General features: G+C 51.7%; 18 protein-coding genes and 1 riboswitch. Of the genes, 7 read left to right on the forward strand and 11 right to left on the reverse strand.

The window, feature by feature from the left end:
* Position 1: 1 nt before the first annotated feature.
* From thiS to KJY73_RS03505, 7 genes are all read right to left on the reverse strand, one after another.
* Positions 2-202, reverse strand: coding sequence for a sulfur carrier protein ThiS (thiS, locus tag KJY73_RS03475; RefSeq protein WP_214340373.1), 201 nt, complete (start codon positions 200-202; stop codon positions 2-4).
* Positions 193-948 (reverse strand): HesA/MoeB/ThiF family protein, encoded by a 756-nt coding sequence (locus KJY73_RS03480; protein ID WP_214340375.1) that lies wholly within the window; start codon positions 946-948, stop codon positions 193-195. Before KJY73_RS03480 ends, thiS begins: the two co-directional genes overlap by 10 nt.
* Complete coding sequence (thiE, locus tag KJY73_RS03485; protein WP_214340377.1) at positions 941-2,419, reverse strand: thiamine phosphate synthase; 1,479 nt, start codon at positions 2,417-2,419, stop codon at positions 941-943. The genes KJY73_RS03480 and thiE overlap by 8 nt, the downstream gene beginning before the upstream one ends.
* A gap of 1 nt (position 2,420) precedes the next feature.
* A complete protein-coding gene (gene thiC, locus KJY73_RS03490; protein ID WP_214340379.1) occupies positions 2,421-4,358 on the reverse strand; it encodes a phosphomethylpyrimidine synthase ThiC in 1,938 nt (645 codons plus the stop codon).
* A gap of 110 nt (positions 4,359-4,468) precedes the next feature.
* A riboswitch (TPP riboswitch) is annotated at positions 4,469-4,582 on the reverse strand.
* A 699-nt stretch (positions 4,583-5,281) separates the two neighbouring features.
* On the reverse strand, positions 5,282-5,809 hold the full coding sequence (locus KJY73_RS03495; protein WP_206595151.1) for a YbhB/YbcL family Raf kinase inhibitor-like protein: 528 nt from the start codon (positions 5,807-5,809) through the stop codon (positions 5,282-5,284).
* Positions 5,810-5,914: 105 nt separating this feature from the next.
* Positions 5,915-6,220, reverse strand: coding sequence for a hypothetical protein (locus KJY73_RS03500; RefSeq protein ID WP_214340380.1), 306 nt, complete (start codon positions 6,218-6,220; stop codon positions 5,915-5,917).
* A gap of 413 nt (positions 6,221-6,633) precedes the next feature.
* Positions 6,634-7,890 carry a Zn-dependent hydrolase gene (locus KJY73_RS03505; protein WP_232848381.1) on the reverse strand — a complete coding sequence of 419 codons (1,257 nt, stop codon included), beginning with the start codon at positions 7,888-7,890 and terminating at the stop codon, positions 6,634-6,636.
* 103 nt (positions 7,891-7,993) lie between these two features.
* On the opposite strand from KJY73_RS03505, the gene KJY73_RS03510 reads away from it, so the two are divergent.
* From KJY73_RS03510 to asnB, 5 genes are all read left to right on the forward strand, one after another.
* Positions 7,994-8,422 (forward strand): hypothetical protein, encoded by a 429-nt coding sequence (locus tag KJY73_RS03510; RefSeq protein ID WP_214340381.1) that lies wholly within the window; start codon positions 7,994-7,996, stop codon positions 8,420-8,422.
* Positions 8,415-9,845: a sodium:solute symporter family transporter gene (locus KJY73_RS03515; RefSeq protein ID WP_214340382.1), complete on the forward strand. Its 1,431-nt coding sequence runs from the start codon at positions 8,415-8,417 to the stop codon at positions 9,843-9,845. The genes KJY73_RS03510 and KJY73_RS03515 overlap by 8 nt, the downstream gene beginning before the upstream one ends.
* Entirely contained in the window at positions 9,832-9,954 is a 123-nt protein-coding gene (locus KJY73_RS21895) for a hypothetical protein (protein ID WP_269813701.1), read from the forward strand. Before KJY73_RS03515 ends, KJY73_RS21895 begins: the two co-directional genes overlap by 14 nt.
* On the forward strand, positions 9,948-11,021 hold the full coding sequence (locus KJY73_RS03520; protein WP_214340383.1) for an aspartate/ornithine carbamoyltransferase family protein: 1,074 nt from the start codon (positions 9,948-9,950) through the stop codon (positions 11,019-11,021). The genes KJY73_RS21895 and KJY73_RS03520 overlap by 7 nt, the downstream gene beginning before the upstream one ends.
* A gap of 71 nt (positions 11,022-11,092) precedes the next feature.
* Complete coding sequence (gene asnB, locus KJY73_RS03525; protein WP_214340384.1) at positions 11,093-13,102, forward strand: asparagine synthase (glutamine-hydrolyzing); 2,010 nt, start codon at positions 11,093-11,095, stop codon at positions 13,100-13,102.
* Positions 13,103-13,148: 46 nt separating this feature from the next.
* Here the strand turns inward: asnB and KJY73_RS03530 are convergent, their stop codons facing one another.
* From KJY73_RS03530 to rdgB, 3 genes are all read right to left on the reverse strand, one after another.
* A complete protein-coding gene (locus KJY73_RS03530) occupies positions 13,149-15,041 on the reverse strand; it encodes a M6 family metalloprotease domain-containing protein (RefSeq protein ID WP_214340385.1) in 1,893 nt (630 codons plus the stop codon).
* Between the two features lie 196 nt (positions 15,042-15,237).
* On the reverse strand, positions 15,238-16,380 hold the full coding sequence (gene hemW, locus KJY73_RS03535) for a radical SAM family heme chaperone HemW (protein ID WP_214343209.1): 1,143 nt from the start codon (positions 16,378-16,380) through the stop codon (positions 15,238-15,240).
* 7 nt (positions 16,381-16,387) lie between these two features.
* The gene (rdgB, locus tag KJY73_RS03540) at positions 16,388-16,990 is read right to left on the reverse strand and encodes an RdgB/HAM1 family non-canonical purine NTP pyrophosphatase (RefSeq protein ID WP_214340386.1); all 603 of its coding nucleotides are present in this window, start codon (positions 16,988-16,990) and stop codon (positions 16,388-16,390) included.
* Between the two features lie 89 nt (positions 16,991-17,079).
* Here rdgB and KJY73_RS03545 point away from each other — a divergent pair, with 89 nt between their 5' ends.
* Both KJY73_RS03545 and KJY73_RS03550 read left to right on the forward strand, forming a co-directional pair.
* Positions 17,080-18,144 (forward strand): energy transducer TonB, encoded by a 1,065-nt coding sequence (locus KJY73_RS03545; RefSeq protein ID WP_214340388.1) that lies wholly within the window; start codon positions 17,080-17,082, stop codon positions 18,142-18,144.
* 21 nt (positions 18,145-18,165) lie between these two features.
* Positions 18,166-19,062 carry a histone deacetylase family protein gene (locus KJY73_RS03550; protein ID WP_214340390.1) on the forward strand — a complete coding sequence of 299 codons (897 nt, stop codon included), beginning with the start codon at positions 18,166-18,168 and terminating at the stop codon, positions 19,060-19,062.
* Positions 19,063-19,099: 37 nt separating this feature from the next.
* Here KJY73_RS03550 and KJY73_RS03555 read toward each other — a convergent pair whose 3' ends face one another.
* Positions 19,100-21,490, reverse strand: a complete 2,391-nt coding sequence (locus tag KJY73_RS03555; protein WP_214340392.1) for a glycoside hydrolase family 95 protein — start codon at positions 21,488-21,490, stop codon at positions 19,100-19,102.
* Positions 21,491-21,978: the final 488 nt, after the last annotated feature.

The following is a 21,978-nucleotide window of genomic DNA, read 5'->3' on the forward strand; positions in this document are numbered from 1 at the left end:
ATCAACCTCCGGCCACCACTTTAAATAAGGTTATGCGATCAGCATCCTGTAGCCGGGTTTGTGACCACTGACTTTTGCTGACCACCTGGGCATTGACCGCCACCGCCACGCCAAGCGCAGGCTGTTTAAGAGCCTCTAATAACTGGCTGACCGTCAGCCCTTGAGCAAATTGCTGCGGCGTATCGTTGATAATCAGTTGCATGGCTTATCTCCACATACAGGACAATCAGGGTCTTTGTTCAGCCCCAGGCTTTGCCATTGGTGCACTTTGGCATCAAAGAGTTTTAACTGGCCAAAGGGCACGTTTCCTGCGCCTGTTAGGTATTTGATCGCTTCCAGGGCCTGCATCAGGCCGACAATGCCCACCACCGGGCCAACAACGCCGCTATTGGTACAGTTCATCGGTGGGCTTTGCTGTGGATGGTAAAGGCAGCGATAGCAGCCGTGTGACTGCGCAGGATTAAGGGCCAGAAACTGGCCTTCAAAACGAATGGCCGCACCTACCAACAGCGGCACGCCGGCCTGATAACAGGCCGCGTTGATAGCCTGGCGGCTGGCCATATTGTCGGTGCAATCCAATACCAGTTGGCAGTCGCTTATCTGCTCTAGCAGGTTGCTTGCATCCAGGTTTTGTTCAAAAGCTTCAATATCGATATGTGGATTGACGCACGCCAGACGGCGCTTGGCTTGCTCTGCCTTGTTGTAGCCAATACTAAAACTGTCGAATAGGGGTTGGCGATGCAGGTTGGTAACATCCACTTTATCGCCATCTGCCAGCAGCAGTTTTCCCACCCCGGCGCCGGCCAGATAATGGGCGGCAACGCTGCCAAGCCCGCCCAGGCCGATGATCAGCACTTTGGCTTGCTTAAGCCTTTGCTGACCGGCCTCTTCAATATCTTCCAACATCAAATGCCGGCTGTAGCGCATAAAATCCTGATCGTTAAGCATTTTGCCACCTTGCCAGTAAATCTTTGACTACCTGTTCGGGGTTGCTGGCCTCGGTAATGGCCGTCACCATCGCAATGCTACCTACACCCGTGGCTGCGACTGCCTCAACCCGTTCCAGGCTAATGCCACCGATGGCGACGGTGGGCATGCCTTTGAGCAAACGCACATAATGGGCTAGCCGCGCCACGCCTTGTGGCTTGGACGGCATGTCTTTGGTGCGGGTGGGGAAAATGTGGCCAAGGGCGATATAGGAAGGTTTCAGCGCTCGTGCGCGCTGAATTTCTGCATAGCCATGGGTGGAAATCCCCAGGCGCAAACCCGCCTGGTAAATGGCTGCAAGGTCTGCCTGCTGTAAGTCTTCCTGACCCAAATGCACACCATAGGCACCAAGCTTGATAGCCAGTTGCCAGTGATCATTGATAAACAGTCGGGCATTGGCTTGCCTGCCAAGGGCTACTGCTTTGGCGATTTGTTCTTCAAGCTCAGGTGTAAGCGCCTGCTTGATACGAAGCTGCAGGGTGCGTACACCCCAGCCAAGCAGTTTTTCTAACCATTCAAGGCTATCAACCACTGGGTACAGACCAAGGCTTTGGCTATCCACCGAGGCAAAGCCGCTGTGCTGCCAAGGGGGATCAGCTAGCAGACTAAAAGCCGGGAAATCCTCTGCCCGCACCGGCCAGCCTAAATGAGCGACCGGCCCTGGTCCCTGGCCAAGGGCCACGGCGCCTTTCAGACCCTGGTTGATATAGGCTTTGGCAATGCATATGGCATCGTCCATGGGGTAATCCAGACAAAGCGTGGTGGCGATGGCACTGGCAAAAGTGCAGCCGGTACCGTGGCCGTGGGGCGTATCGATACGCGAGCTGGCAAAACGCCATTGTTTGGTTGGGCTAAGATACCAGTCCTGGGACTCCTCACCTGCCCAGTGTAGATGCCCGCCTTTGACCAGCACCGCACCAACACCTTGTTCCAGTAGTACATTGGCCGCCACGGCCAAGCTGATAGCGTCGGTTGGTTCGATGCCGGTCAGCAGGGCCAGTTCATTGGCATTGGGGGTAATCAGGTCAAGCAGCCTTAGCAGTGGTGCACAGTCGGCTAGTTGCAGGGCCGCCAGCTGCGAGCCACAACTGGCTCTGGCCACCGGATCCCAGATAATCAGCGGGGCCTTGGGCTGTTGCTTCATCCAGTGCAGAAACTCGGCCAGGGCAGCTATTTGACTGGCATCGCCGAGCATGCCGATTTTTACCGCGCCGGGCCATAAGTCTGACGCCAGTGCATTTAGCTGATTGCTCAGCACTTCTATCGGTACGGCCTGTACCTGCGTTACCGCCACCGAGTTTTGTGCGGTAATGGCGCTCACCACGGTGCAGCCGTGGCCTCCTAGGGCCTGCACTGTGAGTAAATCGGCTTGTACTCCGGCGCCACCGCCTGAGTCAGAGCCTCCGATACACCAAATTATCGGCTTTGCCATATCAGACACTCGCTTTGGATTTGGCCGGGTGGTAAAGCTCACTGCCACTTTGCTTAAAGGCTTCAGACATTTGCTGCATACCCAGTTGCACGCTTTCCTGCTCGCCGTTAAGGCCGGTCAGTTTAATCGCGGCTTGTTCCTGCGCAGCGGCGTAGTCACGCACTTCCTGAGTGATCTTCATGGAGCAGAATTTGGGCCCGCACATGGAACAGAAATGCGCGACTTTACCTGACTCCTGCGGCAAGGTTTCATCGTGGTAGGCGCGGGCGGTTTCCGGATCCAGCGCCAGGTTAAACTGGTCTTCCCAGCGAAACTCAAAACGCGCCTTGGACATGGCGTTGTCGCGAATTTGCGCGCCAGGGTGGCCCTTGGCCAAGTCGGCCGCATGGGCCGCAATCTTGTAGGTGATCAAGCCCTGTTTTACGTCTTCCTTATTGGGCAAGCCCAGGTGCTCTTTGGGCGTGACGTAGCAAAGCATGGCACAGCCAAACCAGCCAATCATGGCCGCACCAATGCCCGAGGTGAAATGGTCGTAGCCCGGCGCGATATCTGTGGTCAGGGGGCCCAGAGTATAAAACGGCGCTTCGTGACAATGCTCAAGCTGTTCGGTCATGTTCTCTTTGATAAGCTGCATGGGTACATGGCCGGGGCCTTCGATCATCACCTGCACATCATATTCCCAGGCGATCTTGGTTAGCTCGCCTAAGGTGCGCAGCTCGGCAAACTGGGCTTCGTCGTTGGCGTCATACACCGAGCCTGGGCGCAGTCCATCGCCTAATGACAAGGACACATCATAAGCCGCGCACAGCTCACAAATTTCACGGAAATGGGTGTAGAGGAAGTTCTCCTGGTGGTGGCTTAAACACCATTTGGCCATAATCGAGCCGCCGCGTGACACAATACCGGTCAGGCGTTTGGCGGTCATGGGTACATAGCGAAGCAGCACACCGGCGTGGATAGTAAAGTAATCCACCCCTTGCTCGGCCTGTTCCAGCAGAGTGTCGCGGAATACCTCCCAGGTCAGGTTTTCGGCAATGCCGTTAACCTTTTCCAGCGCCTGATAAATAGGCACAGTGCCGATAGGCACCGGACTGTTACGTAAAATCCATTCGCGGGTTTCGTGAATATTACGGCCGGTGGATAAGTCCATCACCGTATCAGCGCCCCAGCGGGTGGACCACACCAGCTTTTCCACTTCTTCTTCAATGGAGGAAGTAACCGCCGAGTTACCGATATTAGCGTTTACTTTAACCAGAAAATTACGGCCGATAATCATCGGCTCAGATTCCGGGTGATTGATATTGGCTGGGATAATGGCGCGGCCTTCGGCCACCTCACGGCGAACAAATTCCGGGGTGATATTGTCAGGCAGGTTGGCGCCAAAATGCTCGCCTTTGTGCTGGCGATTCAGCAGTTCGCTTTTGACCCGCTCGCGGCCCATGTTTTCACGTATGGCGATGTATTCCATTTCGGGGGTGATCACACCGGCGCGGGCGTAATGCAGCTGGGTAACACATTTGCCGGGCTTGGCGCGACGCGACTGATGTTTGAGCTCAAAGCGCAGGTCATCCAGGCTGATATCGGCGGCGCGGGCCTTGGCATAGCTTGATGAGCTCTCCTGTAACGTTTCGGTGTCGTCACGCTCCAGGATCCAGTTTTGTCTCACATGTTGAAGGCCTTGGCGCACATCAATGCGGGCATCTACATCGCCGTAAGGGCCGGAGGCATCGTATACGGGTACGGCTTCGTTGGGCTCATACACTGGCTGCTCTTTGCTACCGCCCACTAAAGTATCGGCTAATTGAATCTCACGCATGGCGACACGCAGGTCGGCACGGCTGCCTTGCAGGTAAATGCGCTTGGAGTTGGGGTAGTGCTGGCCCTGCAACTGGTCTAAAAATTCCTGGGCCTGGTTACGTAATTCGCGTCTGGTTGACATAGCATTCTCGCTTATTCAAATGGCTGAAATGCTTGTCAGGAGTGTTGCAAAGAATAACGCCGGTTGGATCTCTGCCCCTGATTGACTGGGGATAAGTTGGCCTGAAGCCTGGGCGTTACGCTCTTGTTCCCTTCGCAGGTATTAGCCTGATCAGGTTCAACGGATCCCGCATTTGCGGTCTCAGCTCGCCCGGTAAACCGGACTGAGCACTCCGACAAGATATAAACTGTTTAGAGCGTGTTGACCTTTTGAGTATAGATTTTGTTCAAATCCAGTCCCTTCTGGTCACGACGCCGGGCTGCAGGCTTAGGGGCCTAAGTCAAAGCCCGGCAACACAGAGCAGGAGGGGCTGGGTTGAACCCTTAGGGCAGCGCTTGTGGGTCCTTTCTACGGCGTTTTACGAAATACCTCCTTGTATTTCGCCGAAGGCCAGCAAAGCTGTTCAAGTCCGTTCCATACGGACTTGTCACTCACTCATGTAGAATAACTACACCACGTTCGCTCTGCCTTGTATAAAGGGCCCACAAACTGCTGCAAAATCATACTCAAAAGGTCGACACGCTCTAGTATATGGCCAGAAAATCCTTAATTGCAACAGGGGGATACGCTGGTGGTTATCAGATTGCGGCGTCCAGATATAACGGCTTGGAATGGACCAGTGGGTTGGCAAACTGGCTTTAGTTGCACCTTTCAGCACCAAGGACACTGAGAACACGAAGTGAAAAGCGACTCCAAAATAGGATGAATTCAGCCCTTCGTGTACTTCGTGTGCTTCGTGGTTGTTTTCAGATTACTTCTCACCACAAAGAACACAGAGGACACGAAGTAAACAGTGGCTCCAGAATCGGATGACTTTGGTCCTTCGTGTACTTCGTGCACTTAGTGGTTGTTTTGTAATTACTTTTTTCTGCGTTCAACGTGGCTCAGCGCACGTAAGTGGCAGTTAAGGTTGCCTTCGCCAGGGCTTTACTATTCAGGGTATAGCCGACGATGGCCGGGGAAATATCCACTGGAAAATCGAGTTTTTCATCCGGTAAGGCCCAGATGGTGAACTGGTATCTGTGCATACCATGTCCAACAGGCGGGCAGGCACCACCAAAACCGGGCTGACCGTAATCGGTGCGGGTTTCCAGCACCTTATCCAGCTTGCCGGATGCACCCCGTGGCAGACTCTTTGTATCGGCAGGAATATTCAGCGCCAACCAATGCCACCAACCACTGCCGGTTGGTGCGTCGGGATCGTAGACAGTAATGGCAAAACTTTTGGTGCCAGCCGGCGCATCTTTCCATGCCAGGGCCGGTGATTGATTCTCTCCGTCGCAGCCAAAGCCTGAATATTCGAAGGTCTTGGCCATTCTCTGGCCTTCCTGAATATCCGGGCTACTGATTTCCAGTGCGGCTAAGGGCATGGTCAGTGGTAACGTTATAGCGAGCAGAGCAAGTTTGCGCATGGTTATGTCCTTGTAAGGGGAAAGCTATCGGCTATTTGGGTAACAACCTGTTTTGCTCAAGTTGTTGCGGAATTATTGTTGATTGCAGACGACCAAATAGCAACCTTACTTGTTGCTGTTGCGATGCCTATTGTAGGAAAGCTGGGTTCCCAGCCAGATACTGTAACCGTAGAGGCAAGCGACTATTGCCCATACCAGTGCGATAAGCGGAATATCGGCAGGGGAGATGTCCTGGGTGGTGATTAAAATAGTAATAAAAATGGTGAACGACAGCAGGCCCCATTTAATCAAACCTTCCAACAGGATAAAGCGCAGCAAGCCTTTTTTCTGGATATCCTGCCATTGCCTGATTTCGTCAAAATCCCAGTACTGATACTTGGTGTTATATTTAATAAACAAATCTTTCAACACAACGGCCTGTCCGTAGAAAACTATTCCCTGGTGGTTCACCGTTATCAAGCCTGTTTTTATTTTTTGCTATGCCTATAGGCATTGTTTTTATTGGCTTGCCGGCATTTTTTATAGTTATTTTTATTGAGTGCACTGTCTTGTCATAACTAGAGATGGCAGGGTGCGGAATGCATCCTAGCCGACTGCCTATAATCGGATCAATGTTAATTAATTATTTTTTAATGACGATTTTTTGCTCTAAAAAATTCCACGCTTATTTATTGGGTATTAAAAAATAAACCAGATTGGTTTGGTTTGTTTTTCTATGTCTTTTAGCTCTTTTTTGTAAGCGGCATAATTAAAGGCTTTATGGCCAGTAATATATTTATGCGTATAAAAACTCAAAGAGGTTGAAAAATACCTAAGTTGAGTGTTCATTTATCTTGGTGGCCACAGGCATAGGCTAATGCTGTTTGTAAAAGCAGGTTGGCCCCGGTGTGTACGTCCTGCCAGTGTGTCCATTCGTCTGGTGCGTGACTGATGCCGCCGACACTGGGAACAAAGATCATGCCGGTCGGGGTAACTTTGGCCATATACTGGGCGTCATGGCCAGCGCCGCTTGGCATAACCTGATAATCAACTCCCATCTTTTCTGCCTGCTGGCAAAAGCCCTGTATGACTTCACTGGACATAGCCTGTGGCTCAAGCCAACTCATCTGTTCAAATTCAAACATCAGATTGTGTTTACGGGCGATGCTGGACAGCACCCGTCGACAAGCATCTGCCAGATTGCGCATAGTTTGTGGATCTGTATCCCGACCGACAAGCGTGAATTCGGCTTCCCCGGGAACGGTGTGCGCATAGCCGGGTTTTAGCTCAACCCGGCCGACGGTCAGGCGGCTTTTATCCGAGCCTTCCTCATTGATAATGCGGGGGATCTCATGGGCAAAGTCGGCCAGTCCCATAAAGGCATCGCTACGCATGTCCATAGGTGCGGTACCGGCATGGTTGGCTTTGCCGATCAGTCTGACCAGCCACTTATAAACACCAGAGATGGCCTCCACCACACCTATAGGTTTGCCGATTCGCTCCAGCACCGGCCCTTGCTCTATATGCAGCTCAAGAAAGGCCCGGAAGTGCTTAGGGTCAACCCGGGCATTGAGAGCTTCTATGGCATTTAGACCACAGCTTGCCATCTCATCTTTAAGATAAATATGGCTGGCGTCATGGGCGGTTTCTAACCAATCGGGAGTGAGCTCCCCGGTGATGGCCTGCACCCCCATCATGCCGCCAAAACGTCCTTCTTCCTCGGCAAAGGCATACACCTCCAGTGGGTAGGTGACATCCAGACCGCTATCGCGCAGCACACGCATACATTCCAATCCTGATAACACGCCTAAAGTACCGTCGAACATACCGCCTGCGGGTACCGAATCGATATGTGAGCCCATGGCGATCACTGGCCTGTCAGTATCTTGTTGCATACTGCCTATTACGTTGCCGGCACTGTCCAATTTTGCGAAAAATCCTTCGTCCTCAAACTTTTTGATTAACCATTGCCTGGCCTGCATATCTGCCGGTGTAAAGCCGAGTCTGAATATGCCTTTTGATTCTAAGTCGTACCCAATGTGAGATAACTCAAGTAAATCGTTTTGGAGTCTGCTTAGGTTGGTCTGCAATTCGTGAATCATGGACTGTCCTTATGGCGGTGTGTATTTAATCAATGGGGTGAATTTTGTTTCGTGTACTAATAAATGTTAGCATGACCGTTAATGAATAAGCAGAGGAGGCGTCATGAGGGCGATCCATACGCTGTTCCTGGGATTGTTGATGCTGGCAAGCATCCCGGCGTTTGCCGTGCAGTCTCTGGAATCCAGGGAAGGTTACTTTGTACTGGAATTTAGTGACTACAATGCCAGTTATGACAGTCTGGAGGTGGTACGTCTGGTTGATGGCACACCGGATACCCAGAGTCTTCAGCAATTTAATGTGAGTGGTCAACGCCAGGCGACTATGTCGGGGTTTGCCAATGGCCACTACTTGGTGCGGCTGTTGGACAGCAGCGGCAGCGAACCGCCGATCAAGTTAGCTAAGGTATGGGTGCAGCACCGTTCTTTGTATCAGGCGCTGGCCTTGTTTGTACTTGGGTTGGCGGCATTTTCTATGCTGGTTGGGATTTTAATCGGGTTTGTGCGCAAGGAGCGAGACGGCCAATATGCTTGATGCCCAGCTAGATTCAGGCTTAGCTTTGGCTATCCTGGTAGGCTTCGGCCTATTGTGGGTTGCTTTTGGTTGGTATCTGGGACGCAACAACCGCAGTATTGATGACTATGCACTGGCGGGGCGCAATGTGGGTTTTGCCTTTGCCACGGCAACGGCCATGGCGACCTGGATCACCAGTAATACCACGCTGGTGGCACCACAACTGGCATATCAGTTTGGCGTCTGGGGCATGATTGGCTACAGCATGGCTGCCCTTGGTCTTATCTTGTTTGCGCCCATGGCGGCGCGGATCAAATCCTTAATGCCGCACGGCTTTACCAGCGGCGACTTTATTCGTACCCGTTTTGGCCCGAAGGCCTGGGCCGTGTTTATGCTGATCTCGCTATTTTATGCCATGGGCTGGCTGGTTAGCCTGGGCATGGCAGGGGGTATCCTGCTGTCCTCGCTCAGCGATCTGGATTATCACACCGGCATGACGGCCATCTTGCTTATCTGCGTGGTCTATACCTTACTGGGTGGATTAAAGGCGGTGATTGCGACCGACTTTGTGCAATCTATTCTTATCCTGGTTGGCGTGGTGGTGATCGCCTGGTTTTGTATCGACAAGGTCGGCATCAGCCAAATTCATCAAAATGTCTCCAGTTTGCAGCCAGAGCTCCTTAATCTGGCCTTTCCCGCTGCAATTATGTTTTTGTTTAATAACATTTTCTTTGGCATCGGTGAGATTTTCCATTCCAACGTCTGGTGGTCCAGAGCCTTCGCCTTTAAAGGTGGGATAGGCAAGAAAGCTTTTCTGACCGGCGGTTTGCTTTGGCTACCCATTCCTATTGTCACGGGCTTCGTTGCCTTGGCGGCCTTGTCATTAAATATCCTGCCGCCCAGCGCTGACATGGTGGGGCCGTTGGTGGCGGCCAAACTGCTGGGAGGCATTGGTGCGGTGTTTGTGTTTGTGGTGGTGTTCTCGGCCCTGGCATCCAGTATGGATAGTCTGCTGGCCGCTACGTCAGATTTGCTCACCCAGGATGGCTACAAACGCCTGTTAAACCCCAAAGCCAGCAGCGACCGTTTGTTGAAGATAAACAAGCGCATTGTAATTGGCCTGGGGGCACTGACCTGGTTGTTATGTCTACCCAAGGTGGCCACTCTGGGCGCGCTGTTAAATTTCACCGGTGCTTTTGTGGCGTCTGCCATCTGGCCGATTTTGTTTGGCTTGTATCACCCCGGCCTCAACGGGCGTTTTGCAACGGCCGCGATGAGCCTGGGGATTGTCTGTGGTTTGGTTTTGTATTTTGTGATCGGCTTTTATGTGGCCGCCATCAGCGCGGCGCTGGTGTCGTTGCTGATTTGCCTGGCTGGTCTGTATTTGGCACCTGGCCAATTCGATTGGCGTGTCTTCAAAGAGGCCGAGCATGTACCTGAGTGAAACCCTTTTAGCTGTGCTGGTCTGGGTTGCCTTAGTCGGCAGTGCTCTGGCACCAGTGATTTTACTTCTGCTTTATCAGCGCGATCTCAAGGATAAGAATCTATGGTAGATCCTAACCTGGAACAGGTTGTTCAGTTTGAGCGCCGCCGTCCCGATGTTCAGGGCGATGCGCATCCGAAGAAGCTGCTGCGGGCCATCATCGAAGATGGTGACCATTTGGCCAAGCTGGCTAATCAGCATATCTATTCATCGGATCAATTTGATCGACCGACCTTGTTGCAGCTATTTCGCCTGGCCGCCAAATATGAAGCCAATCCAGACAGATTCAGCAGTTCATTGAACGGCCAGATCCTGATTTCGGCCTTCTATGAGCCCAGTACCCGTACCCGCTTGTCATTTGAAAGCGCCTGGCATCGTCTGGGCGGTGACATTATGTCTATTACCGATCGCTCCACTACCGGCATTGCCAAGGGCGAATCGTTAATGGATGTGGCCGAGATGTTCAACAACTACGGCGACTGTGTGGTATTGCGTGACTCTCAGGAGTCATCTGTGCGGGAGATGATGGAGTCTTTGCGTATTCCCATTATCAATGCGGGTAATGGTACCGATGAGCATCCGACCCAGGCACTTGCCGATTTATACACCATCTTTAAATGGCGGCCGGATTTGCTTACCGACACACCAGGAAAGCCGTTAAACCTTTGTCTGGTTGGCTTTCCTGCCAAGATGCGCACGGTGCGCAGTCTGCTTAAGTTACTGTGCTATTTCCCCGAGGTATTTAGCAGTGTCACCGTGGTGAATGACAAAGGCTGTAATGCCATGTTCGCCCCCGGTCAGCTAGAGCAGCTAGAGCAGTTTGGCTTAACAGTTAATACCTCGGATGATCTCGAACAGGTGCTGCCTAAAGCTGATGTGGTGTATATCAATGCCATTTCCTGGGAAGGGGATTCCTTTAAGCAGTATGGCAAAAAGTACCATCTGGATGCGTCGTCGCCGCTTAAACAAGACGCCATCATTCTGCACCCATTGGCTCGGGGCGAAGAGCTCAGTACGGATTTGGATAGCACACATCACAACTGGTATTTCTCGCAGGCCAGGGGCGCGGTGTTTTTGCGTATGGCGCTGTTAACCTGCCTGGTGAAGCGGGCAGAGCGTGTGTTGGATGTGATCTAGCTGCGAGCTAGGAGCTACGAGATCTGCTCGCGGCTCGCTTCCCGAAGCTCGAAACTGAATAAGGAGTAAATATGTGTGGAATAGCAGGCATTTTCGCCGCCCGGCCCGAACAGGAGGTGGACTCGCAGGTGTTGGTCAATATGGCCGCCATTATGCACCACCGCGGGCCGGACAATTATGGTTACTGTAACCCGGCCGGCGTCGGCATGGGAATGAGCCATGCCAGGCTGTCCATTATAGATTTGAATGAAAACCGTGGCCGCCAACCCTTCTTTTTACATGGCGGTCAGATGATTTTTGCTCACAACGGTGAGTTTTACGATTATCAAAGATTGCGTGCGGAGCTGACTGCCGAAGGCGAACACTTTGAGACTAAAAGTGATTCGGAAATAGTGCCCCATCTCTATCTGCGTTTGGGCATGGCAGAAACCCTCAAGCATCTGCGCGGCGAATTCGCCTTTGCACTTTTTGATGAAAGGCAGGGATGTCTTTATCTGGTGCGGGATCGCTTTGGCATCAAGCCATTGTACTGGACCGAAGTGAACGGCCAGATTGTATTTGGCTCGGAAGTGAAAACCGTGTTGGCCCATCCCGAGGTCAAGCCTGAGATTGATAGCCAAGGTTTGTTTCATCAACTTATTCAGGTCATGGTGCCAGGCACTACGGCCTTCAAAGGGATTCACCAGGTTGAACCTGGGCATATGCTGAAAATTCAGCGTCGTGACGGCCAGTTTGCGATTGAAACCTGCAAATACTGGGATATGGATTTTCCCACACCGGAAAACCGTCCGCGCCTGGACGATGAAAGCTATATTCAGGGAGTGCGCCGTCACTTACTGGAAGCGGTGCAACTGCGCTTAAATGCCGATGTGCCAGTGGGCTGTTATTTATCCGGAGGCATTGACTCTTGTTCTATCCTGGGGCTGGCCTCGGCGGTGAGTCAGAATCCCATCCGCGCCTTTACTATCAGCTTTGACAACGACGAGTACGATGAGGCCGGCATTGCCACCGAAATGGCGCGGGCTACCGAGGCTGAGCAGGATATTCTTAAACTCAATGCCGATTTACTGTATGACAACTTTGCCCGCACCATCTGGCATACCGAGCGCACCATCTACAACACCCTGGCGGTCGCCAAGCTGATGATGAGCCAGCATGTGCGGCATGTGGACTACAAAGTGGTGCTGACCGGTGAAGGTTCGGATGAATTGTTTGCTGGCTATCCGGCCTTTCGCAAGGACATGTTCCTGCATGGTATGGAAGGGCTGGACAAGGAGCAGGCCGAAGAATGGCAGCGCACGCTGATGGAGTCCAACAAACTGTTTCAGGGCGCTATGCTGCCTAAAGATGAGTATGTGTCAGACAGCATTAATGCCAAGGTAGGTTTTACCCCAAGTTGCCTGCAGCCCTGGTTGGGGTGTTCGGATTTGGCCAGACAGCTGCTGCATCCGGCCATCCGTGATGAATTAAGTGGCTATGAGCCCGGTGCGGCTATCGCCGAGCGCCTGGATGACGCCTATTTGCAAGGTCGGCATCCGCTGGATAAAGCCCAATATGTATGGATTAAAACCATGCTGGAAGGGCAGATCCTGACCTGGGGCGGCGACAGAGTGGATATGGCTAACTCCATGGAAGCCCGACCGGCCTTTTTAGATCATCATCTGGCTGAGTATGCCGCCACTATTCCACCTGAACTGAGGATCCGCGGCAGCAAGGAAAAGTATGTGTTGCGCGAGGCCATGAAGGGCCTGTTGCCGAGCGTACTATATGAACGTCAGAAATTTGCCTTTATGGCGCCGCCGGCCCATACCGATGACAAAAAATGGCAAAAGCTCAAAGGCTTGTTTGTCCGCTACGCCTCGCCTGCCCAGTTGCAAGAAGCAGGACTGATTGACGCCGATTTTGTACAGGAATTGATGTCCCGTCAGGAGAGTCCGGCCACCGATGCCGCCGACAAAGTGCAAATTGATGCGGTGCTAAATCATGTGCTGGGGGTGATGCTGCTACACCATCATTTTATTCAGCAGGATATCAGTCAGCTAGCCTATGACCGTGCCCAGCAGCTCGGCTGGGTTGTCTGATAGGGAAGTAAAACTCAGGCCCGATACGGGCCTGAGTGAGTTGCTGTTAGATTTTTACCTCATTGGAATAGCCTGAGGCACTGCTGCCTGCCATGGCTTTGACCCGATAGATAAAGGTGCCTGAACCTGGATCCTCGGTATAACTGATGCTATCTGCCGCCAGTGTGGCGATGGGCGCGAAGTTACAGACTTTTGTCCTGCCCTTGCCAGTTTCCTCACAGCGTTCTACCACATAGCTGTCTTCACTCGTGGCGTTGTCCTGCCAGTTCAGTTGTACCGATTTTTGTGCGTTTTTACCTTTGCCTGTGCGCGTGACCGTGGCGGTCAGGTTGCTTGGCGCAGCCAGTGGATCGCCGCTGCCTGGGTCGCAATCATTTAGACAAAAACTCATGCTGGCATTGGAGAGACTGATGTTGTTAATGGAGATATTAGTCTGATTGATTTGCCCGCGCTGGTAAGTGTCGGTATTGGGATGCCCCCCGGGGCCAGGGTTGATACTGTTATTGGCCAGCCCATGGTACAAATCACCGCTGTCACCACGATTATTGCCCCTTTCCAGATGGTAATTGCCGTCGGCCTGCAGCAGCGCCACTTTATAATGGTTGCCGTTCTCCGGCCAGCGCGATTGACCTGGGTAGCCCTCCGTGTTGTAACCGGCCAGTTCGTCTATATGCCAGATGGCAAGGCCACCTTGTGGCAGGGTGCAATCAAACCCTGCATTCTGGCGGTTCTCAATCAGCAAGTACTCACCAGATGGGAAACCCTGAGTGATTTTGTACACCTCAGGATGACTCTCTGCCTGATTCAGACTGTACTCACCGTCCTGACTGATGACTGTGGCCTGATACCAACCAAGGCGTTCTTTACTCCAGGGCGAAAAATGGGGCGGGCAGCGCTGGGTGCCCTGAAAATCCCAGGAGTTGGCCATCAGACCAAAGGAGCCAATGCCAGCCCCACCGCCGTTGGTGTCGTAAAGATCTGGCAGACCAAAGAAATGGCCTGTTTCGTGGGCGATGACGCCAATCCGGCCGATGGCCGAGCCTGAAGTGCCCCATACTGCCGGGCTAATGTGATAATCGCTGACCGACACCCCTTCATCTGAGGTCCAGTTGGTCATGGTCCAGCGATGTGACCAGATGCGGTCATTGTAATGGCTGCCATAGGCGTCGGTTCCGCCCCACTCGGCGCCATAGCCGGAGTGTAAAAAGGTGATGGCGTCGATTCGCCCGTCGTTGTCTGTATCAAACTGGCTGAAATCCAAGTTTTGATCCACCACATCCAGCGCTTCTCGCAGGCCTTCCCATAAGGTCTGGTCGCCGGATACGCCGTTAGCATAGTAGCTTTCCGTGCCGGACACCGTAACCCAGGCGGCAATGGTTGAGTTGAGCCGCATCTGACCATAGGAGTTTTCCAGGTAAACATCACGTACGCTGCCGGTAGGGGCAAGCTGCGGGTCTCCCCCTACCGCATTAAACAGAATATTCAGGTCATTCTCTGAGGGTACGCTGCGGCCTGTGTGGTCGGCAAAGCGGATCATCACTACCAGATTACGGATATCACCACTGGGGGGAACGGCTTGAATACTACTGACCGACTTTTGCGTTTGCTTTCTGACATCGGCAGAAGGCAGCAGATTTTTACTAAGGCCCAGGGCCTTGGGATTGCTCTTACCCACCGCATGCTGGGAAGCCACTAATCGACCGTTATTCAGGGTGGCGTACTTGTACCAGCCATTTTTTTCCCGAACCACGGTGTAGCCCTCGAGATCCTGGCTCCAGTTAAAATGTTCATCGCCACGAACCATGAGTTGAATAACCGTGCCGTCTGGTTGCTGCTCAAATTTGGCGTGGGGGCTGGCGGGCATGGCGTTGAGGTTACTGGTTAGCAGAGCCAGGCCCATGCCAAACACATAAAGGGGGCGAAAGAGAGACTTGTTCATGATACTGGTGCTCATTCTTGCGTTGTGAAGATATGTCAGAGAGCCGATACAGCATAAGTGGGGAAGGGTGCTAGAACGCAAGTGCTTCCATTGCTGACAGCCTTTGACAACGACATCGCTGTGTATGCAGGCGAATATCTTCAATATAGTTAAGCACAGGGGTAATGCCAGGCGCGGGGCCTGGCATTTAAACAGGTTATACCAGCATTTCCAGCAGGCTGTTCAGATAGCGGCGGCCTTGTTCTGTCACTTGCCAGCTCTGTTGTGTTTGGGCCAACAGTCCCATGTCGGTGGCACGTGCCAGTTTGTCAGCAATACCGTATTTATGCAGGGCCAGTCCGGTGAAACGGCTGTAATCCTCTATAGGGCAAGGTTCCACCAGGCGCAGGCGGTTCATCAGAAATTCAAAGGGACGGTCTTCCTCTTCAACCTGATGTATCTGATCCAGATAGGCCTTTGACAGATCCATATAGCCTTTGGGGTGTTTGACTTTCACTGTGCGGGTGATAGTACCTGCCTGGCTGTCGGTGATCTTGCCGTGCGCGCCACAGCCGATCCCCAGGTAATCACCAAAGCGCCAATAGTTAAGGTTGTGCTGGCACTGGTGGCCCGACTGGCTGTAGCCGGAGATTTCATACTGCGCGTATCCGGCAGCCTGCAGCAAGGCATGCCCTTGTTGCTGAATGTCCCACAAGATATCGTCATCCGGTAATACCGGTGGCTTGGAAGCAAACTGGGTATTGGGCTCTATAGTCAGTTGATACCAGGACAAATGCGGGGGCTGCTGGGCGATAGCTAACCTGAGATCTGCCAGGGCGTCCTCCAGGCTCTGCTCCGGTAAACCGTGCATTAAGTCCAGGTTAAAGCTGCGAAGTCCGGCCTGATGGGCATAACCCGCGGCATTTTGCGCTTGGCGGCTGTCATGAATACGCCCCAGGGCCTGAAGCTTGTCTGCCTGAAAACTCTGCACGCCGATGGAAATACGGTTAACACCGGCCTGGCGAAAACCAACAAATTTTTCGCTTTCCACCGTGCCTGGGTTGGCTTCCAGGGTAATCTCGGCATCGCCTTGCAGGTTAACCCTGGCTTGCACGCCGCTTAATATCCGCTGGATCCCCTCGGCGCTGAAGAGGCTGGGGGTGCCGCCGCCAAAGAAAATACTGGTGACGGGTCGGTCGCCCACCCGTTTTGCATCCTCGGCCAAATCATCAAGCAGATGACTGATATATTCCGCCTCAGGCAGGCTGTGTTTTTGCCCATGGCTGTTGAAGTCGCAATAGGGGCACTTTTGCACACACCAGGGAATATGGATGTACAGTGACAGGGGCGGCGCTTGCAAGCTTGGCTTAGACAAGGGCGGCTTCCAGTTGCGGTAATAACTGCCTAAGCGCCTGAGCACGATGACTTAACTGGTTTTTAACCTCGCTAGACAGTTCTGCACTGGTACAGCCTTGTTCTGGCACCCAGAATACCGGGTCGTAACCAAAACCACCGGAACCGGCGGGGGTGCGGGTAATGCTGCCTTGCCACTGTCCCTGACAAATAATAGGGGTGGGGTCATCGGCATGGCGTAGCCAAACGAGCACGCAGATAAAACGCGCACTGCGCTTGTCATCGCTGACATCCTGCATGGCGTGCAGCAGCTTTTGCAGATTGGCAGTATCGCCAGCGCCCTGTCCTGCATAGCGGGCAGAATAAATACCCGGTGCGCCGCCTAAGGCGTCCACGGCTAAACCTGAGTCATCGGCAATCGCCGGTAAGCCGGTAATACGTGCGGCATGACGGGCCTTGAGAATGGCGTTTTCCACAAAGCTCAACCCGGTTTCATCGGCGTCTTGCACACCAAATTCGCTTTGTACGCGAATATCCACATTCAGGGGCGAAAGCATTTTCGCCAGTTCTTTTACCTTACCTGGATTGCCGGTGGCCATTACCCATGTTTGCTGCATAGATTTACATCGATTTGCTGGAAAGCCCTTAGTTTATCAGACTACAATGCCGGTTCAGGAATAGATTCGGAATTTAAAAGGATTTAAATATGCGTTTTGCCGTTTGTCTTTTGATCTTGCCGTTTTTGGCCCAAGCCCAGCCTCAGGATGCTGCTCAGCAGCTTAGAGAGGTGGTGGAAGCTGTGCCAGTGAAGCGTGTGCATCCTCAATATCCCCTAAATCAAGTCAATAACGGTCGTGAAGGCTGGGTGGAAATGAGTTATGTGATTGAACCCGACGGCACTGTCAGTAACGCTATTATCGAAGACTCCTCTGGTAACAAAGGGTTGGAGCAAAGCGCCATCAAGGCAATAGAACAGTGGACTTTCCGCCCTGCCACGGAAAATGGCCAGCCAGTGCAGCAGTGTGAATCCCGGGTACGCTTTTCTTTTCGGGTGGAAAACGGTTCTGATGGTGTAACACGTAAATTCAGAAGCCAGATCAAGCAAGGTCTGAATCTGCTGGAAGAGGGCAAGCTAGATGAGGTAAATGCCATTCTTGTAGATATGGAAAGTCGCGAGCAATGGAACCTGCTGGAAGATGCCTGGTATAACATGCTGAAGGCGACCTATCATGAAAAAAATAATGAGCCTTTAATGCAGTACCAAGCTTTGCATCGGGCTTTGTTCGGGCCTGAAAGTACCTTACCTAAAAAGGTGCGCCAGGGAATATTACAGAAAAAGTTGCAGATGGAAATACAGCTAAACCGCTATGCTGATGCCAAAAGCAGCTATGAGCGTTTGCAGGCGTTGGATGAAGACGGCGAGGTGGTGGCGCTGTTCACTCCCTACATGGAAAAGGTTGAAGCGCGTATTGCCGGGTCTGAGATTATTGGTTTGAAAGGTCATATCCGGGACGACAAACCCTGGCAGCATAAACTTTCCCGACCAGCGTTTTCCGTTACACAAGTCAATGGCCAATTGGACAAACTGGATGTTCGTTGTAAGCTGCGCCGCATTACCTTTAGCATCGAGCCAGACACAGTGTGGCAGGTGCCGGCCAAATGGGGTCAATGCCATGTGTATGTGTACGGTGAAGCCGACGCGTCTTTTACCTTGCTTGAGTTACCTGAAGAACTCCCCTCGGACTGGGACGTTGACGTACCTGCCGACTAACAGCCTAGCAGGGGGAAGTTTGTGATCCCCTTGGTTTTTCATCCCATCTACAGCCAACTGAACCTGCCGGTTCGTCATCGTTTTCCTATCGAAAAGTACCAGTCTATCCGTGATGCACTGCAGGTAATGGGTGTGCCGGATAACTGGTTTTTTACCCCCGAGCCGCTGGATATAAAAGCCTTGGAGTCAGTGTTCTGTGCCGAGTACTTACAGCAGTTGCAATCCGGTACGTTAGCGCCGCAGGCTATGCGGCGTATCGGCTTCCCCTGGTCAGCGCAACTGGTGCGCCGCACACTTACTGCCAGTGGTGGTACAGTGCTCACCGCCAGACTTGCCCTTGAGCATGGCAAGGCCATCAACCTGACCGGCGGCTACCATCATGCCTTTGCCGATTTTGGCTCGGGCTTTTGCATGATCAACGATTTGTATCTGGCAGCGCTGGAAATGCTCTGTGCACCCGGCATAGATAAGGTCCTGATTGTGGACTGTGATGTACATCAGGGAGACGGCACGGCTAAGCTGGCAGAGCAGGATGAGCGGATTATTACCTTGTCGTTGCACGGCGAGAAAAATTTCCCTCATCGCAAGCAAGTCTCAGATATGGACTTCCCTTTGCCGAAAGGCACAGAAGATGAGGCTTATTTAGAGGTGCTGGACAGCGCCTTGATGCTGGCGCTGAATATCCACCGGCCCGACGCGGTGATATACGATGCCGGGGTGGATGTGCATATTAATGATGACTTGGGCCATCTGCATATCAGTACCGACGGAGTGTTTCGGCGCGACAGCCTGGTATTTAACACCTGTCAGCAACTTGGGCTGCCGGTAGCCGCGGTGATTGGTGGCGGCTATCAACGGGATATGGCGGCCCTGACACAAGTGCATTTACAGCTGTTTCGGGCCGCTGGGGTAGTTTGAGAACGTCGACAGGCTATTTTTTTAGCTTTTGTTGATGCTAAACGGATAGTACCTGTATTGCTTGGTTGGCTTTTAGTTTCACCGCTTTACGTTCACCGTTTACAATCACTTCGAGCTGCTGTGCGACAGGAGAATAAAGCCTTAGACTGGTGGCCATTCCGTCTTCCCATTCGATGTCGACTTCGATATTCCCTCTGGCCTTAAGCCCCTGGACTTTGCCATTTTTCCAAGTCGTCGGCAGAGCTGGCAGAATTCTAATCAATTGTTGTTCATGGGATTGGATCAGCATCTCAGCTACGCCAGCACTAAAACCAAAGTTACCATCGATTTGAAAGGGGGGATGCATGTCGAACAAATTGTCTGCAAGTGACTTTTGCAGCAAATACAAAATGTTGTCATGGGCTAAATCACCTTGCAACAGGCGGGCGTTTAGGTTGATAAACCATGCTCGACTCCAACCCGTGTGGCCACCGCCGTTGGCTAACCTTGTTTCTATGGTCTTTTTCACAGCGTCAACCAATTCCGGCGTCTCTTGATATGTAATATCCACACCAGGGTGAAAAGCATAGAGGTTAGACATATGTCTGTGTCCGGGCTCAAATTCTTTGTACGGGCGGTCCCATTCCAATATACGGCCATCTGTGCCCAGTGCTATTCCTGAGCGTAATTGGGGGAGTTGCACCGATATCTTCTTGGTCCAAGCATTTTCAATACCGAGTATTCTGGCGGCTGCTAGGTAGTTAGTGAATACTTCATGGATAACTTGCTGATCTTTAGCGCTGCCCGCAACCAGCACTGCTCGCTCCCCGTTAATGTCTATAAAACTGTTTTCGGGGGAGGACGATGGAACTGCAACCAGCTTACCGTCTCTGGGATCGCGAACCAGCCAGTCACTGTAGAACTTGGCAACTTCCTGAATGGCGGGGAAGGCCCGGTTTGATAGAAACTCTTCGTCCTGGGTGAACAAATAATGGTGCCAGTAATGTTGCATTAACCAACCACCTGCACCGAAAGAGGCGCCCCAGTAAGCAGTACCTGACCGCATCCAGGCGGGAGCCCAAAGATCGGTGGCATGAGGAATGAAAGCGCCTTCGCAACCAAACGTCTGCTGCGCGACAACTTTGCCATTTTCAATGAGTCGGTCGATAAAGTCGAAGAGCGGCAGATTTAATTCATCAAGATTAGTGACATTCGCATGCCAATAATTCATCTGCAAATTAATGTTCAGGTGGTAATCGGCATTCCAGGGCGCTTCGAGCAAATCATTCCATATTCCCTGAAGGTTGGCAGGGTTGGTACCTGGCCTGGAAGAACTAATAAGCAGATATCGACCGTAATTGAACAATAGTTCTTCTAAGCCGACATCCACCTTTCCATCTTTTATGGCCTGCAGGCGAAGGTCTGTTGGCAGATCAACTTTGCTGTTGTTGATATCCAGTTTCATTCGTCGATATAGCTTTTGATAGTCGCTAATATGCCTGCTTAGGGCTTCTTCAAAGGAATGTGAAGACAGGGAGTCAAGGTGGGTTTTGCTGTTGGTAATGTAGGATGTCTGGTCATAAAAACTGGTGTTGGAAACCAGATAGAAGGTAGCCGTTCTTACATTTTTTAGCTCAATGCCATGCTTATGGTAAATCAGCTCACCGCCTTCATGTTTAATCTTCAATCTGGTGTCGAACTTTACGCCGAAAGTTATCGGCCGGTTTTCGCCATTAAATTTCCCACCGTACTGTGTGACTTCGCCTTGCATAACCAGCGCCTGATTTTCGACAAAACTTGTCGCTGTATCATGACCATTATCCTTGGGGCGGGTCATAGTTACCATTCCGCTTAATCCTGAATCTGAGTCAGAATGGTATTGGATCAAAAGGCCGTCGTCTGGATGGGAAGTAAAGATTTTTTGCGTAACGGCGGCACCATCGATAAGGTAGGAGGATTGAATGACTGCGGTGTCTAAATCCAGAGAACGGCGGTAGTTCTGATAATGCACCTTACCAAAATCTATCCAAAGATCACCCATAGTTTGGTGCGATCTGACAATAGCATCTGATTGAAATTTCTCTAAAAATAAAGCATCGGCCTGGGGATGACGACCTTCAAAAATAAGCTGGCGAACTTTAGCCAAATCCTCTGGCGAGCCATCCTTATTAACCCAGCCGTCATCTCCTGGCCACAAGCTGTCTTCATTCAGTTGGATCCTTTCTCTTTGTGGATCACTGAATACCATGGCACCTAGACGACCGTTTCCAATCGGTAATGCTTCTATCCATTCCTGAGCTGGTTGTTTGTACCATATGGTTTGCTCGGGGCTAGACGAGGTATCAATAGCATTTTCATGCGAACTGCAACTTACCATTAGTAAAGTTAGCAGAGCGATTCGCGAGGAAATAACCAAGGAATCTGTTAAGTGTTTTCTACTAAGCGTCATGTAAAAAATCCAAATGAGAAATTGTCAGTAGCATATCGCTTCTTTTTTCTTGTCAGATATCATCCTTCATTTTTTCAACAAGACCAATAGTGCGTAGCAAAATACATTATTTTTATTTGATTTTTGTTACATATCCGAGTCTGTGATTCCATGAAATTTATCTTCAAATGTATGATGACATATATGTTGGCTGGGTGTAGTGATATTTAACCTGAGAACTTTGTCCCTTTCAGCTGTCTGCGCTTTGGTAGTTAACAGGGTTTGAGTTGGTTCTTCTTTGGTATTGAACCGCCGCCGCTCTATTTAAACTCGCTTTTAGCAACAGGGAACAGATTAAGTAGCAGGGTTGGATTAGTACAAAATTTAAACTCAAGAGATTAATACGCTCTAGTTTGGCGCATGTACCTAAATGCGGTGCGAGAAAACTTGGTACTAAAGGTTCTGCAGCTCAACTTCTCAGCGGGATATGGCGGCCCTGACACAAGTGC

Source organism: Bowmanella yangjiangensis (assembly GCF_018531185.1).
Lineage (GTDB): Bacteria > Pseudomonadota > Gammaproteobacteria > Enterobacterales > Alteromonadaceae > Bowmanella > Bowmanella yangjiangensis.